We start from the raw sequence: 14032 nt of genomic DNA, 5'->3' as shown, positions 1-14032 counted from the left end.
CGAGTTACTTCGATCACAGAACGTATGGAGGTATCTGTTGAACCGCCCGCTTCCCGCGCCAGCTCGTGACTGGGCTCTGCTGCTCACCCGCGTCCTCATCGGTGTCGTGATGTTCGCGCACGGCTATCAGAAGATGGTGATCAACGGCATCGGCCGCACCACGGAGGGATTCGAGAACCTGAGCATCCCGCTCGCGATCGTGTCGGCGTCGTTCGTCACGGTGGTCGAGTTCGTCGGCAGCGTGCTGCTGATCCTGGGCGCCCTCACCCCGCTGATGTGCGGGCTGCAGCTCATCATCATGATCGGCGCCGCCGTCTTCGTCCACGGCGCCAACGGCATCTTCATCTCCAACGGCGGCTGGGAGCTCGTCGGCGTGATCGGCGCAGGCCTCATCGCACTCGGAGCGGCCGGCCCCGGCCGCTACAGCATCGACCACCTCGTGCGCGGGCGGCAGGCACAGCACCGCCGCGAGATCGACCGGTACCACGCGCCGCAGCCGATGATGGCGCAGCAGGTGGCCGCACACCGTCGCTGAGCCGGCACCCGGGGAGTGGGGTCGCTCGGGCAGAGCGGCCCCACAGTCCTTCTCCGGGCGAGTGCGAGGATGATCCGGTGCTCCGCCACGTCACGGCCACCCGGTACGTCACGCCGTTGCGTGAGGGTGGGTCGCTGCCCGGGCTGATGGAGGCAGACGACCTCGGCACGTACGTCGTGAAGTACACCGGGGCGGGGCAGGGGCGGAAGGTGCTCGTCGCGGAGATCGTCACCGGCGAGCTCGCCCGCGGGCTGGGGTTGCCGGTTCCGGAGCTGGTCACCGTCGAGCTCGACCCGTCACTGGGCGTCGCCGAACCGGACCAGGAAGTGCAGGAGCTGCTGCGCGCGAGCCCCGGGCTCAACCTCGGGATCGACTTCTTGCCCGGCGCGCTCGACCTCGACCCGCATGCGTTCCCCGTCGACCCGGGCCTCGCGGGGCGCGTGCTCTGGTTCGACGCGCTCGTCGGCAACGTCGACCGGTCGTGGCGCAACACCAACATGCTCTTCTGGCACGGCAACCCGTACCTGATCGACCACGGCGCCACGCTGACGTTCCAGCACGCCTGGTCCGGGGCCGCGGCGTGGGTGGAACGGGCCTACGACGCCGCCGACCACGTGCTGCTGGGCTGCGCGCCCGACCTCGACGCCGCCGACGCCGCGCTCGCGCAGCGGGTCACACCGCAGCTGGTGCGAGCCGCGGCGGACGCGGTGCCCGACGAGTGGCTCGCCGACGAGCCCGGTTTCGCCGACGTCGACGAGGTGCGCGGAGCCTTCGTCACGCAGCTCGTGGCCCGCCGTGACGCGCGCGATGCCTGGCTGCCCGGCGTCCGCGCGGCGATCGCCGAACGGGGCGCCGCGTCCGGCCCGCCCGCGACCCGCGGTCCCGGCACGCCGTTCTGGGCGGGGCGGGCATGACAGCGAGGCACCCCTTCGAGTACGCGCTGCTGCGGGTCGTGCCGCGGATCGAGCGCGGCGAGTCGTTGAACGCCGGGGTCGTCCTCTACAGCCGCCCGCTGGACTTCCTCGGCGCCCGCGTCCACCTCGACGTGGCGCGCCTGCACGCGCTAGACCCGGACGCAGATCCCGCGATGATCACGGCCGCGCTCGAGGCCGTGCAGGGGCACTGCGAGCACGAGCGCGTCGAGGCCCGGCACGCGGCGCCTGCCGGCCGGGAGGACCGCGGCCGCCGCTTCCGCAGGCTGACCGCGCCGCGCAGCACGATCGTCCAGGCCGGCCCCGTGCACACCGGCCTGACCGCCGACCCGGATGCGGAGTTGGAGCACCTCCTCACCACGCTGGTTCTCCCGCTGCGGTAGGCAAGACAGCATGACCGACGCCGTTCCGCCCGGGCCGCTGTCCGACTGGCTGCGCCGCGAGGTGCCGCGGGTGGCGGTGGGGGACGGGCCGGTGGTGGTCGAGCAGATCTCCGGTGGCCACTCCAACCTCACCTACCGGATCATCGACGCCGCCGGCCGCCGGTTCGCGCTGCGCCGCCCGCCCACCGGGATGGTGCTCGCCACCGCGCACGACATGGGCCGCGAGTGGCGGTTCATCAGCGCACTCGCGCCCACCGCGGTGCCCGTGCCGCCGCCGGTTGCGTTCTGCGGCGATCCGGACGTGATCGGCGCCGAGTTCTACCTCACCGAGTTCGTCGACGGGGACGTGCTGGGCGACGAAGCGTCCGGGCACCGACTCGCGCCCGCGGCCCGCCGGACCGCGGGCCTGCACGCCGTCGACGTGCTGGCCGACCTGCACGCCGTCGACCCGGACGCCGTCGGGCTCGCCGACCTGCGCCGCCCCGGCCGCTACCTGGAGCGCCAGCTGCGCCGCTGGCACCGGCAGGTGCACGAGTCGGCCGTGCCGGACCTGTCGGCCGTCGACGGTGCCCATGCCCTGCTGGTCGAGCGGGCCGCCGATCTCGCGCCGTCGAAGGCGTGCATCGCGCACGGCGACTTCCGGCTCGGCAACCTCGCCGTCGGTCCAGACGGGCGCGTGCGCGCGGTCTTCGACTGGGAGCTTGCCGCCATCGGCGACCCGCTCGCCGATCTCGGCTGGCTGCTCGCGTCATGGGGACGCCCTGGGGACGACGTGCCGCCGACCATCCCCGGTCCCAGCCTCGTCGACGGCTACCCGGAGCGTGTCGACCTCATCACTCGCTACGCCGAGCGCTCCGGCCGCGATCTCGCGACGCTCCAGGACGAGCTCGACTTCTACGTCGCGTTCGCCCGCTGGCGCTCGGCCTGCATCGGAGCCGGCGTCTACACCCGCTACGCGGGCGGTGTGATGGGCGGGCGGGCCGAGGCAGACGGCGGAGCCGCCCGCCTCGCGTCCCTGCAACGCCAGGCCGAGGCCGTCATCGCCGCGTTGGGCGGGTGATCACTGCTCGGTCCTGAGGTAGGCGAGCACGGCCAGCACCCTGCGGTTCGTGTCGTCGTCCGGAGGGAGGTCGAGCTTGGCGAGGATGTTGCCGACGTGCTTGCCGACCGCGGGCTCGGAGATGACGAGCTGCCGCGCGATGGCGGTGTTGGAGTGTCCTTCGGCGATGAGGGTGAGTACCTCGCGCTCGCGCGGCGACAGCCGAGACAGCGGGTCGCGGCGGCGGCGCAGCAGCCGCCGCACCACCTCGGGGTCGATCACGACCCCACCGTCCACGACCTGGCGCAGCGCGGCGACGAACTCCTCGACGTCGACGACCCGGTCCTTCAGGAGGTAGCCGACCCGGCGTCCGTCGCCGGATTCCAGCAGGTCCGCGGCGAGGCTCTGCTCCACGTACTGGCTGAGCGCGACAACGGCCAGCGCGGGGTGGACCCGGCGCAGCGCCACCGCGGCGCGCAGTCCCTCGTCGGTGTGGGTGGGCGGCATGCGGATGTCGGTGATCACCAGGTCCGGCGGATGGTCGGCGACGGCCGCCGTGAGCGCCTCCGCGTCGCCCACCGCGGCGACGACGTCGAACCCGAACCGGCCGAGCAGCCCGGCGAGCCCCTCCCGCAGCAGTACGCCGTCCTCCGCGAGGACTACGCGGACGGCGGTTCGCGCTGCTGGCACGGGAGCTCCACACAGAGGACGGTCGGCCCGCCGGGCGGGCTGGACAGCAGCATTCTGCCGTCGGCCACGGCGACCCGATCGGCCATCCCGGTCAGCCCGCTGCCACGCGCCGGGTCGGCGCCGCCCCGCCCGTCGTCGCGGACCTCCACGACCAGTACACCGCCCCGTACCCGCGCGGTCAGGCTCGCGAAGGCCGCCTGCGCGTGCTTGGCGACGTTCGTGAGCGCCTCGACCACCACGAAGTAGGCCGCGTGCTGGACGTGGTCCGGCAGCCGCTTGGGGAGGTCGGTGCTGACGGTCACCGGGACCGCGGCGTCGTCGGCGAGCTCCCGCAGGGCCGCGGCCAGCCCGCGGTCGGTGAGCACCTGCGGGTGGATGCCCCGGATCAGCTGCCGCAGCTCGGCCATGAGCTGTTTGGCCTGCGTGTGGGCCTCGGCCACGGTCCGGGCCGCCGGGGAGTCGGGAGGCAGGTCCAGCCGCGCCAACCCGAGCTGGAGGGTCAGCCCGACGAGCCGCTGCTGTGCGCCGTCGTGCAGGTCCCGCTCGATGCGGCGCCGTTCGGCCTCGAACGCGTCCACCAGCCGGGCCCGTGAGCGCGACACCTCGACGAGCCTGGCGCGCAGTTCCGCGGAGTCCCCGGCGCACAGCAGCGTCCGCGCCGCGGCCGCGTGCACACCCGCGACCAGCGCGAACACGTACGGGACCGTCGGGAGGAGCGCGAAGCCGGCGAGTGCGTACGGCAGCGTGTCCTCGACGCGGGTGACCTCGCCGAAGCCGAGCGTCACCGGATCGGTGCCGTCCACCAGCAGCGGGCTGGAGACCAGCACACCGACCATCGCCACCAGCAGGAAACCGACCGCGTAGAGCAGCGGTGCCACGGTGACCAGCAGCGCGGTGTAGCCGAGCGCGCGCCAGGTGGCCGCCTCGGTGTAGCGGGTTCGCAGCCACGGCCACAGGCCGTGGTCGGGTGGCCTGCGGTGCCCGGAGTCTGCCGGGCGGGCGTCGACGAGGCGCAGCCGCCACCGTTCGAGGATCGCCAGCGGGAGCGCAACCAGCGGGCCGCCGGCCGCGATCAGCACCGCGCCGAGGACGACGGCCAACATCACGGTGCCGAGCGGCCACCCAGTTCCTCCTTCGGCCAGCTGCAGGAGAAGGGCGATCCACGGCAGGCCGAGCAACATCAGCGGAATCCCGGCCGCCACCGCCACCGCCGGGGTGGTCAGGAGGTAGCCCAGTGACCGCCATGGCCAGCCGGTGACGAGGAACCGGCGCCGGATGACCGCGTCGAGCGGTGTCCGCGGTGTTCGAGCCTGCATGCCGAGAGCACGCTAGCCCAGCGATGTCACCGCCCCCAGCAGGCTGGCCCTAGTCCGGGGGTATGCCTGGCCATACCCGCTCTCGGCGTACTGGTCGTAGTGACCACGCGGCCCGCCGCGCGATCCCCTGTGTCCCATGCAGCTGGAGCTCAGCAACGTCACCAAGACCTACCGGGGAGGCAAGCAGGCCGTTGCCGGCGTGAGCATGCGCATCGGCCCCGGCATCCTCGGCCTGCTCGGCCCCAACGGCGCCGGGAAGTCGTCTCTGATGCGCATCCTCGCCACGATCACGCGCCCCACCGAAGGCCAGGTCACCTGGGACGGGACCGACATCGTGGCCCGGCCCGGCGGCCTGCGGCGCAGGCTCGGCTACCTCCCGCAGGACTTCGGCGTCTACCCCAACCTCACCGCCCGTGAGTTCCTGAGCTACCTGGCCGCCGTCAAGGGGCTCACCGGCCGGACCGCGACGGCGCGCGTCGACGAGCTGCTGGAGCTGGTCAACCTCACCGAGGCGAGCCGGCGGCCCCTCGGGAAGTACTCCGGCGGGATGCGTCAGCGGGTCGGGATCGCCCAGGCGCTGCTGAACGACCCGGCGGTGCTGATCGTGGACGAGCCGACCGTCGGGCTGGATCCCGAGGAGCGGATGCGGTTCCGCAACCTGCTCGGCGCGCTGGCGGCGGATCGGATCGTGATCCTGTCCACCCACATCGTGTCGGACGTGGAGGCGGTCGCGGATGACATCGCGGTCCTCGTGGGCGGGCGGCTGCGGACCCGCGGCTCACCGGAGGCGCTGCTGCGGGCCGTCGACGGGATGGTGTGGGAAGCCTGCCTCCCCGCGGACGGGCTCGCCGAGCTGCGCGCGCGTCACCTGGTCAGCCGGGTGGCGCGCGCCGCCGACGGCATCCGTGCACGGGTGCTCGCCCCGGCCGTGCCGATGGCAGGCGCGATTCCGGTGCGTCCGGACCTGGAGGACGCCTACCTGCACGCCGTGCACGTCGCCGCCGCCCCGCACCCGCAGGCGAGCCCGATGTGGAGGGCGGTCACGTGAGGGCCCCTGTCCTCTGCGCGATCGCCATGGCGGACTTCCGGGACCGCGCGCGACGGCCAGCGTTCGTGGTGATGCTGCTCGCGGCGGCGGGCCTTGGCTACCTGGCCGCCCCGCCCCCGTCGACCGGCTACACGATGGTCAAGATCGGCGAGTTCCGCGGCGCGTACGACAGCGGTTACCTCGGCGTGATGCTGGCGATGGTCGCCGGTCTGTGGCTCTCGCTGTGCGGCTTCTACGCGGTCAAGAACACGATCGCGAGGGACGCCGCGACCGGGGTCGGCCAGGTACTGGCGGCCACGCCGCTGAGCCGGGCCGGCTACCTGCTGGGGAAGTACCTCAGCAATCTCATGGTGCTGGCGGCCATGGCCGGGGTGTTGGCGCTGACCGGGCTCGGGATGCTCCTGCTGCGCGGCGAGTCCGACGGGGTCGACCTGGTGGCGCTGTGGCTGCCGTTCCCGCTGCTGTGCCTCCCGTTCCTGGGGGTGGCCGCGGCATCGGCGCTGGTCTTCGAGTCGGTTCGGCCGCTGCGGGGCGGGGCGGGCAACGTGGTCTGGTTCTTCGGCTACCTGCTCCTGTTCCTCGCCGGGGTGGGCACGACGGGCCTGGACGCCATCGGCGCCAGCATGCAAGCCGACCTGCTCGCCCAGCATCCGGGCGTCGACGCGGAGATCTCGATCGGCCTGACCAGCGAGGAGGGTGGACTGGGCCTGTTCCACTGGTCGGGGTGGGACGTCGGCGTGGGACTGGTCGCCCAACAGCTCGGCCTCCTCCTCGCCACCGCGCTGGCCGCGGTGGTCCCGGCGCTGTGGTTCACGAGGTTCGACACTGCAGGGAAACGCGAGCCGACCGCCCGGCCGACGCCCACGGAGGCCGCGGACCCGGTCGGTGCACCGGCGTTCACCGCGACCGCGCGGCCGCTGACCCCGGTCGCGCTCGGCCGCCCACTGGTCGCGCTGTGCGCGGGCGAGCTGCGCGTGCTCCTGAAGGGACTGCCGCGCTGGTGGTGGCTGGGACTGCTGGCGCTGACCGTCGTCGCTCTGGACGTCCCGGCGACCGGCGGATCCCACCTGACGCTGCTGCTCACCTGGGTGTGGCCGGTACTGGTGTGGTCGCGCCTCGGCGCCCATCGGTACGAGCACGACGTCCACCTGCTCACGGGCGCAGGCGCCGCGGCGAGGCGGCGGCTGCTCGCGGAGTGGGCCGCCGGCACGGCGATCGCCGCGCTCGCCGGGATCGGGCCACTGCTGCGGATGCTGCTGGAGAGTGACCTCGCGGGCGTCGCGGCATGGGCGGGCGGTGCCGCGTTCATCCCGGCGCTCGCTCTCCTGCTCGGCTCGATCAGCCGCAGCTCCCGGCTCTTCCAGCTGGTCTACCTGATGCTCTGGTACGCCGTCGCCAACGGCGTGCCGGCCGTCGACTTCATGGGCGCGGTCCGCGGCCAGGCAGGCGAGCTCGCCGGACCCCACCCGACCTTCGTACTCGCCGCCGCCGCGGCCCTCATCACCCTGACCATCGTCAACCAGGAGGTTCGCCATGCGCGCCGCTGACATCCGCACACTCGCGCTGGCGGCCGCCGCGCTGAGCACGGCCATGGCGCTCACCGGCTGCCGGGTCGCGACCACCGCAACGGCGGAGCCGCCGCGCACCGACACCTACCGCGGCGGCGTCGCCACCGTCGTCCTCGACATCGAGGATGCCGGGGCATGGCAGGTCGGCAGCACATCAGCGGCCATCACCGCCCGCGTCACCGGAGCCGACCGGCGCGATGTCGAGGTGCGCCGAGCCGTGGAGTACACCGACGGCGACCGGCCGGGGGAGCGCATCGAGCAGTCCGGCGACACCCTGACCGTCGCTGCGCAGTGCCCGGAGGACTTGGCCATCGGCACCCCGACCTGCCAGGCCGGCTACGAGATCACCGTGCCCTACGGCACGACGGTCCGGGCGGGGAGCCGCAACGGTGACCTGACCGTCGAGGACACCCGCGGTGGTCTCGAGCTGAGCTCCGACGACGGTGACATCACCGTGATCGTCGCCCCGGGAGGAGGCGGCTACGCGGTGACCGCGAAGTCGCAGGACGGCGAGGCCACCGTCGACGTCCCGGTGGATCCCGCGGGCCCGCCGATCAGCGCCGTCTCCGGCAGTGGTGACGTCACCGTCAGGCAGGGGTGACCGGCTCGGGGATCCACGCGGGATCCCGCGATCGCCGAGCTGTACCTCGGGACCGAACAGCCTCCTCAGGCTCCGACCGTGGCGGGGGAGAGGCGCACCGGCATCGTCGCGTAGCCGCGCAGCACCCGGGTGGGACGGCGGCGGGGCGGGCCGGAGATGGTGAGGTCGGGGAACCGGTCGAAGAGCGCCCGCAGGCCGACCTCTCCCTCCATCCGTGCGAGCGCGGCGCCGAGGCAGAAGTGCGGCCCGCTGGAGAAGGCGAGGTGTTCGCCCGCGTTCGGGCGCGTGACGTCGAACCGGTCGGGGTCGGCGAAGACGGCCGGGTCGCGGTTGGCGCCGCCCAGCATCAGCACCACGAACTGTCCCGCCCGAACTCGATCGCCTGCGACCACCGTCTCCCGGTGCGCGACACGACCCGTGCGCTGGACGGGGGAGTCGACGCGCAGCACTTCGTCGACCGCACGGGGCCAGTGCTGCGGCTCGGCGCGCAGCAGGGCCAGCTGGTCGGGGTGGGCGGTGAGGAGGCCGACGCCGTTGCCGATGAGGTTCACCGTGGTCTCGAACCCGGCGGCGAGTAGCAGCATCGCGATGCTGGTGAGCTCGTCCTCGGTGAGCCGCTCCCCGTCGTCGTGGGCGTGGACGAGCGCGGAGAGGATGTTGTCGCCAGGGTGGCGGCGCAGGTGCGCGAAGTGTCCTTGCATCCACTCCTGCAACGCCTCGATGTCGCGCTCCGAACGACGGAACTGCGAGTAGGTCAGCCCGGCGTCGAGGGACAGCGCCGCGCCCTCCCCCCAGCGCAGGAACTGGCGACGCATCTCGACTGGGGCGCCGAGCATCTCGGCGATGACGGTGGCCGGTAGCAGGCTCGCGTAGTCCTCGATCAGGTCGGCCGCCGCCCCCTTCGCCGCCATCTCGGCGAGCAGTTCGGCCGCGATCTCCTCGGTGCGCGATCGCAGCGCGGCGACCGCTTTGGCGCTGAACGCCCTGGTGACGAGCTTGCGGTAGCGCGTGTGGTCCGGCGGGTCGGTGGAGAGCATCGACGGTGGTTCCACCGGCCCCAGCGGTCCGCGGCCTGCGGCGGCCACGGCATAGCGCAGCGGGGCGGGTGCGGGCCCGCTCGGGCCTCCGATGACACCGAAGTCGGGACTGCGCAGGACAGCCGTGGCGAGGTCGTGGTGTGCGGTGTTGAGCACGATCCCGTTGTCGACGAAGCGGCCCTGCGCGCGGATCGTCGCGTAGTGCGGGAACGGATCGGCGACGAAGGCGGCGTCGAGCATGAGACGGGCGGTGATGTCGCCCTCCCGGCGGCGCTTCCCCAGCGCCTTCCGGATGAACCCGTGCCGGAGCCCCCACCGGATCGCCCGCCGCACCTCTGCAACCGCGTTCATACGACCGAAGTTACCGCCGGTAAGTCGATCCTGGCCACCCGATGCGCCGAGCGTCAGGTACGACTGTGGGGTGACCGACCCCCGGCTCGTGGCCGTCAGCGACCTGCACGTGCGCTACCCGGACAACCGCTCCGTCGTCGAGTCCCTGCGCCCGACCAGCGCCGACGACTGGTTGATCGTGGCGGGTGACGTCGGCGAGGAGGTCGCGGACGTCGCGTGGGCGCTCGGTCTGCTGCGCGAGCGGTTCGCCCGCGTGCTGTGGGTGCCCGGCAACCACGAGCTGTGGACGCGGGGAAAGGATCCGGTGCAGCTGCGCGGCGTGCAGCGCTACCTCGCGCTCGTGCAGGCCTGCCGGGAGCTCGACGTGCTCACCCCTGAGGACCCGTTCCCGATCTGGGACGGCCCCGGCGGCCCGGTCACCGTCGCGCCGCTCTTCGCGTTCTACGACTACTCGTTCCTCCCGGCCGGCACCACGACGGTCGAGGAGGGTCTCGCCGCCGCGTACGCGGCCGGCGTGGTGTGCACCGACGAGCACCTGCTGCAGCCGGACCCGTACCCGGACCGGGCCGCCTGGTGCGCGGCGCGCATCGAGGAGTCGGAGCGCAAGCTCGACGCGTGCGACCCGGACCTGCCGACGGTGCTCGTCAACCACTGGCCGCTCACCCGCCACCCGACCGACGTACTGCGCCACCCCGAGTTCGCGCTCTGGTGCGGCACGACCCGCACCGCCGATTGGCACGTCCGCTACCGCGCTGCCGCCGTCGTGTACGGGCACCTGCACATCCCGCGCGTGACCTGGGAGGACGGCGTGCGCTTCGTGGAGGCGTCGCTCGGCTACCCGCGCGAATGGCGGCCCCGCGACGCGCGCAACGGCACCGTCGTCACCGAGCTGCTGCCACGCCAGGTCCTGCCCGCGCCGTGACAGCGGCGGATCGGAGCTTGATCGCCGGACCGGTGCGCGGGCGGCCACATCCGGCCGCCCGCGCACCAAATGGATGATCAAGCGCGGCTGCGCCCTCCGTAGCGGCGGCGGAACTTCTCCACCTGCCCTGCCGAGTCGAGGACACGCTGTGCGCCCGTCCAGAACGGGTGTGAGTACGCGGTGATGTCCACGCGGATCAGCGGGTAGGTCTTGCCGTCCTCCCAGTCGATCGTGTCCGCCGACGTCGCCGTCGAGCGGGTGAGGAACGCCTGGCCGGTGGACCGGTCCTGGTAGACGACGGGACCGTAGGCGGGGTGGATGTCGCGGCGCATGGCTGCCTCCTGCAACGGGTCGGCTTCGTGAACTCCACCCTAAACGACAATGATTGTCGTTATGTTCCGGCCCGCCGATCGGCGAAGGCGCGCAGGGCGCGCAGGAGGTCGATGCGCCGGAACCCGGGCCAGTAGCTGTCGCAGAAGTGCAGCTCGGAGCGGGTGGACTGCCAGATGAGGAACCCGGACAGCCGCCGCTCGCCACTCGTCCGGATGATCAGATCCGGATCGGCCCGCCCCGCGGTGTAGAGGTGCGCGGCGATGTCGGCGTCGGTGAGCCGCTCGGAGAGCTCGCGCGCGGTCGTGCCTGCCCGCGCCTCCTCGTCGAGCAGCGATCGCACGGCGTCGACGATCTCCTCGCGGCCGCCGTAGGCGATCGCGATCGTGACGTCGGCGTTCGTCGGCCGCTCCCGCGTGACCTCGGCGGCGTGCTTGAGCGCGTGTCGCGTGGAGTCGGGGAGCATGTCGAGCCGGCCCGCGAGGTGCACCCGCCACGGGCTGGACGGGCGCGCGAGCTGCTCTGCGACGACGTCCTCGACGAGCTGCATGAGGTGTGCCACCTCGTCCGACTCCCGCTTCGCGAGGTTGTCGGTGGATGCGACGAACACCGTCACCTGCCGGATGTCGAGGTCGTGGCACCAGCCAAGCAGCGTCGAGACGTGCTCCGAGCCGTAGCGGTGCCCGATCCGCGGGTCGTCGAACCCGACCTGGCGGGCCCATCGACGGTTGCCGTCCATCACGATGCCGACGTGCTCCGGCCGGGGCCGGCCGCGCAGGACCCGCTCGAGCCGTCGTTCGTCCAGCCGCCGGATGGCGTCGATCACGCTCATTCGGCGACCGTACCGGCGGCAGGATCTTGACGAGATGGGGCATTCCTGCCGGTCGACGACCCGGCGGCCCGCCGGTGACGATCGGGTGCATGAACGTGCTGTGGATCTTCGCCCACCCGGAGCCGCGATCGTTGAGCGGGACGCTGCGCACCGACGGCGAGCGGGAGCTGCGTGAGCAGGGCCACGAGGTGTGCGTGTCCGACCTGTACGCGATGGGCTGGAACCCCGTCGTCGATCGGGAGGACTTCGCCGCGGCGGAGGGGGAGCGGCTCCTGGTCGCCGCGGCGTCCGAGCGAGCCCACCGCGGCGGGACGCTCAGCGCGGACATCCGCGCCGAGCAGGACAAGCTCCGGTGGGCCGACGCGGTCGTGCTGCAGTTCCCGATCTGGTGGAACGGGATGCCCGCGATCCTCAAGGGCTGGTTCGACCGCGTCTTCGTCAAGGGGTTCGCCTACGGTGTGCGGCACCCGGACACCGGGCGGATCCGCCGCTACGGCGACGGGCTGATGCGCGGCAAGCGCGCGCTCGTCGTGGTGACGGTGGGCGCGCCGGAGCCGAGCCTCGGCCCTCGCGGTGTCCACGGCGACATCGACCACCTGCTCTTCCCGCTGACCCACAGCACGCTCTTCTACACCGGGATGTCCGCGCTCCCGCCGTTCGTCGTGGCGGGCGCGGACCGGATGACGCCCGGGTGCTGCGCGGAAGTCGCCGAGCGCCTGCGTGCACGGCTGCGCGAGTTGCCGGACGCCGCACCGATCGCGTTCCGTGCCGAGGACAGCGGCGACTACGACGAGAACCTCGTCCTGCGCCCCGACCTCGTGCCAGGCGGTACGGGCTTCGCCGTGCACGTCCGGTAGCCGGTGAGGACAACCGCCGACGGCGCGACGGATGCCGCCGAGCGACTGCCGCCCCTCAGCGCGGCGGTGCCCCGGCGTAGTTGAAGCAGGATCGGGCTCCGTGACGCGTTCCCCATTGTCCCGTTTCCTGGCCGCGCCGGTCCTGCTCCTGATGATCGTCGGCGCGGCCGCGTGCGGTACCTCGGCGCCGGCGGAGCCGCCGGCCCCGGAAGCGGCGGCCTCGGCCGCGGCGCCAGAGGGTCACGGCGGCGGCCATGGCGGTCACGGATCCGGCGGTCATGGATCCGGCGGTCACGGATCTGGCGACCCCGGCTCCCCGGTGGTCCCCGCTCCCACGCTGTACGCCGTGCAGACCGGCCCGCTCGGGATCATCCTCACCGACGGCTCCGGCCACCTGATCTACCGCTCGGACGCCGACAGTGTGACCCCGCCGACGTCCACCTGTACCGACGCGTGCGCTCAGACCTGGATCCCGGTCACGGCCCCTCCGGACCAGGAGCTCGACCTCGCGGGCGTGAAGGAGGAGCTGGTCGGGCGGCTGCAGCGGCCGGACGGCAGCTCCCAGCTGACGCTCGCCGGGTGGCCGCTCTACCGCCACCACGACGACGACGGTTCCCTCGCGACGGCAGGCCAGAACGGTGCCGACGGCAGGTGGTTCGTGGTCACGCCGAAGGGGGAGAAGGCGACCCCACCGGCCTGAGGAACTCGAGTAGCGCGGCAGTCAGCTCGGCGGGCCGGTCCTCGTGGACGAGGTGGCCCGCGCCAGGAATGACGTGCAGCCGCGCGCCCGGGATGAGCGCGGCCAGCTCGCGCCCCCGCTCGACCGGGACCCAGGTGTCGTCCTCGCCCCAGCACACGGTCACGGGGACGTCGATCGTGGCGTACCGGTCGCGCATCGCGTCGGTGTAGCTCCGGTCGCCGAGGCGGACGGCGAGCTGGCGGTAGAAGGCGGCCTGCCCGTCGGAGCCGGTCCAGGGCGCGACGAGATCCTCGAGCGTGGCCGGGCGCAGTCCCTGGCTGCTCGCCGAACCGACGTACTCACGCAGAAGGGCCTCGTGCGCCGCCGCGGGGAGGCGGGCGAACACGTCCGCGTGCTCGCCGACGAGCGCGGAGAAGTCGCTTCCCCACGGTGCCAGCGAGACGGCGTCGACGAGCGCCAGCGACCGGTACCGCACCCCGTCGAGCAGGTGGGCGCCGAGCGCGATGGCGCCGCCGGAGTCGTGGGAGATCACGATCGGCTCGGTCAGCTCCCACCGGTCGAGCAGCTCGGCGAAGACGCCCGCCTCGCCGGCCAGCGAGACGTCCTGGCCCTCGAACTTCTCCGACGCCCCGTAGCCGGGCATGTCCCAGACGTACACGCGATGCCGACTGGCGATGGCGCGGGCCACGTCCCGCCACACGTAGGACGAGAACGGCGTGCCGTGCAGGAGGACGACCGGCGGCGCACCCGCGGGACCCAACCGGTTCCACCGGACCTGCCCGGAAGCACTCCGGTAGGTGTTCGGCAGTTCCCAGTGATCCGCAGCCATCGCGCGGATCATGGGCGCTGTCGGCCCGGGACGCAAGCGGGCACGCCCCGAGGTCGATCATC

The 14032-nt window shown here is 72.9% G+C and carries 16 protein-coding genes; 10 read left to right on the top strand and 6 right to left on the bottom strand.

Annotated features, from left to right (window positions below):
* Positions 1-37 precede the first annotated feature (37 nt).
* The 4 genes from K1T35_RS29075 to K1T35_RS29060 all read left to right on the top strand — a co-directional run bounded on the left by K1T35_RS29075 (position 38) and on the right by K1T35_RS29060 (position 2910).
* On the top strand, positions 38-535 hold the full coding sequence (locus K1T35_RS29075; protein ID WP_220254984.1) for a DoxX family protein: 498 nt from the start codon (positions 38-40) through the stop codon (positions 533-535).
* A gap of 77 nt (positions 536-612) precedes the next feature.
* The gene (locus K1T35_RS29070) at positions 613-1449 is read left to right on the top strand and encodes a HipA family kinase (protein ID WP_255620861.1); all 837 of its coding nucleotides are present in this window, start codon (positions 613-615) and stop codon (positions 1447-1449) included.
* Positions 1446-1850: a DUF3037 domain-containing protein gene (locus tag K1T35_RS29065; protein WP_220254983.1), complete on the top strand. Its 405-nt coding sequence runs from the start codon at positions 1446-1448 to the stop codon at positions 1848-1850. Before K1T35_RS29070 ends, K1T35_RS29065 begins: the two co-directional genes overlap by 4 nt.
* A gap of 10 nt (positions 1851-1860) precedes the next feature.
* A complete protein-coding gene (locus K1T35_RS29060; protein ID WP_220254982.1) occupies positions 1861-2910 on the top strand; it encodes a phosphotransferase family protein in 1050 nt (349 codons plus the stop codon).
* Here K1T35_RS29060 and K1T35_RS49130 read toward each other — a convergent pair whose 3' ends face one another.
* Complete coding sequence (locus K1T35_RS49130; RefSeq protein ID WP_255620860.1) at positions 2911-3579, bottom strand: response regulator transcription factor; 669 nt, start codon at positions 3577-3579, stop codon at positions 2911-2913.
* Positions 3549-4895, bottom strand: a complete 1347-nt coding sequence (locus K1T35_RS49125; protein WP_255620858.1) for a sensor histidine kinase — start codon at positions 4893-4895, stop codon at positions 3549-3551. Before K1T35_RS49125 ends, K1T35_RS49130 begins: the two co-directional genes overlap by 31 nt.
* 136 nt (positions 4896-5031) lie before the next feature.
* On the opposite strand from K1T35_RS49125, the gene K1T35_RS29050 reads away from it, so the two are divergent.
* From K1T35_RS29050 to K1T35_RS29040, 3 genes are read left to right on the top strand one after another with little or no spacing between them, the layout of a single operon-like run.
* The gene (locus K1T35_RS29050; RefSeq protein ID WP_220254981.1) at positions 5032-5943 is read left to right on the top strand and encodes an ABC transporter ATP-binding protein; all 912 of its coding nucleotides are present in this window, start codon (positions 5032-5034) and stop codon (positions 5941-5943) included.
* Entirely contained in the window at positions 5940-7490 is a 1551-nt protein-coding gene (locus tag K1T35_RS29045) for an ABC transporter permease (protein WP_220254980.1), read from the top strand. The genes K1T35_RS29050 and K1T35_RS29045 overlap by 4 nt, the downstream gene beginning before the upstream one ends.
* Positions 7477-8112 carry a DUF4097 domain-containing protein gene (locus K1T35_RS29040; RefSeq protein WP_220254979.1) on the top strand — a complete coding sequence of 212 codons (636 nt, stop codon included), beginning with the start codon at positions 7477-7479 and terminating at the stop codon, positions 8110-8112. The genes K1T35_RS29045 and K1T35_RS29040 overlap by 14 nt, the downstream gene beginning before the upstream one ends.
* Positions 8113-8177: 65 nt before the next feature.
* Here the strand turns inward: K1T35_RS29040 and K1T35_RS29035 are convergent, their stop codons facing one another.
* On the bottom strand, positions 8178-9500 hold the full coding sequence (locus K1T35_RS29035) for a cytochrome P450 (protein WP_220254978.1): 1323 nt from the start codon (positions 9498-9500) through the stop codon (positions 8178-8180).
* A gap of 70 nt (positions 9501-9570) precedes the next feature.
* On the opposite strand from K1T35_RS29035, the gene K1T35_RS29030 reads away from it, so the two are divergent.
* The gene (locus K1T35_RS29030; protein WP_255620857.1) at positions 9571-10422 is read left to right on the top strand and encodes a metallophosphoesterase; all 852 of its coding nucleotides are present in this window, start codon (positions 9571-9573) and stop codon (positions 10420-10422) included.
* Positions 10423-10499: 77 nt separating this feature from the next.
* On the opposite strand, the gene K1T35_RS29025 is transcribed toward K1T35_RS29030, so the two are convergent.
* Positions 10500-10754 (bottom strand): type B 50S ribosomal protein L31, encoded by a 255-nt coding sequence (locus tag K1T35_RS29025; RefSeq protein ID WP_220254976.1) that lies wholly within the window; start codon positions 10752-10754, stop codon positions 10500-10502.
* Positions 10755-10813: 59 nt separating this feature from the next.
* Positions 10814-11584 (bottom strand): polyprenyl diphosphate synthase, encoded by a 771-nt coding sequence (gene uppS, locus K1T35_RS29020; RefSeq protein WP_220254975.1) that lies wholly within the window; start codon positions 11582-11584, stop codon positions 10814-10816.
* An 89-nt stretch (positions 11585-11673) separates the two neighbouring features.
* On the opposite strand from uppS, the gene K1T35_RS29015 reads away from it, so the two are divergent.
* Positions 11674-12441, top strand: coding sequence for an NAD(P)H-dependent oxidoreductase (locus tag K1T35_RS29015; protein ID WP_220254974.1), 768 nt, complete (start codon positions 11674-11676; stop codon positions 12439-12441).
* A gap of 100 nt (positions 12442-12541) precedes the next feature.
* Positions 12542-13141 carry a hypothetical protein gene (locus K1T35_RS29010; RefSeq protein WP_220254973.1) on the top strand — a complete coding sequence of 200 codons (600 nt, stop codon included), beginning with the start codon at positions 12542-12544 and terminating at the stop codon, positions 13139-13141.
* On the opposite strand, the gene K1T35_RS29005 is transcribed toward K1T35_RS29010, so the two are convergent.
* Positions 13104-13970: an alpha/beta fold hydrolase gene (locus K1T35_RS29005; protein WP_220254972.1), complete on the bottom strand. Its 867-nt coding sequence runs from the start codon at positions 13968-13970 to the stop codon at positions 13104-13106. The genes K1T35_RS29010 and K1T35_RS29005 overlap by 38 nt on opposite strands.
* Positions 13971-14032 lie beyond the last annotated feature (62 nt).

Source organism: Pseudonocardia sp. DSM 110487 (genome assembly GCF_019468565.1).
In the GTDB taxonomy this organism is placed as follows: Bacteria; Actinomycetota; Actinomycetes; order Mycobacteriales; family Pseudonocardiaceae; genus Pseudonocardia.
The sequence above is the reverse complement of the archived record's forward strand: the minus strand, read 5'-3'. Positions and strand labels throughout refer to the sequence as shown.

Bases quoted from the DNA above. Each gene is read 5' to 3' on its own strand.
- K1T35_RS29065 (WP_220254983.1), top strand. From the start codon at position 1,446: ATGACAGCGAGGCACCCCTTCGAGTACGCGCTGCTGCGGGTCGTGCCG.
- K1T35_RS29060 (WP_220254982.1), top strand. From the start codon at position 1,861: ATGACCGACGCCGTTCCGCCCGGGCCGCTGTCCGACTGGCTGCGCCGC.
- K1T35_RS49125 (WP_255620858.1), bottom strand. From the start codon at position 4,895: ATGCAGGCTCGAACACCGCGGACACCGCTCGACGCGGTCATCCGGCGC.
- K1T35_RS29050 (WP_220254981.1), top strand. From the start codon at position 5,032: ATGCAGCTGGAGCTCAGCAACGTCACCAAGACCTACCGGGGAGGCAAG.
- K1T35_RS29040 (WP_220254979.1), top strand. From the start codon at position 7,477: ATGCGCGCCGCTGACATCCGCACACTCGCGCTGGCGGCCGCCGCGCTG.
- K1T35_RS29035 (WP_220254978.1), bottom strand. From the start codon at position 9,500: ATGAACGCGGTTGCAGAGGTGCGGCGGGCGATCCGGTGGGGGCTCCGG.
- K1T35_RS29025 (WP_220254976.1), bottom strand. From the start codon at position 10,754: ATGCGCCGCGACATCCACCCCGCCTACGGTCCCGTCGTCTACCAGGAC.
- uppS (WP_220254975.1), bottom strand. From the start codon at position 11,584: ATGAGCGTGATCGACGCCATCCGGCGGCTGGACGAACGACGGCTCGAG.
- K1T35_RS29015 (WP_220254974.1), top strand. From the start codon at position 11,674: ATGAACGTGCTGTGGATCTTCGCCCACCCGGAGCCGCGATCGTTGAGC.
- K1T35_RS29005 (WP_220254972.1), bottom strand. From the start codon at position 13,970: ATGGCTGCGGATCACTGGGAACTGCCGAACACCTACCGGAGTGCTTCC.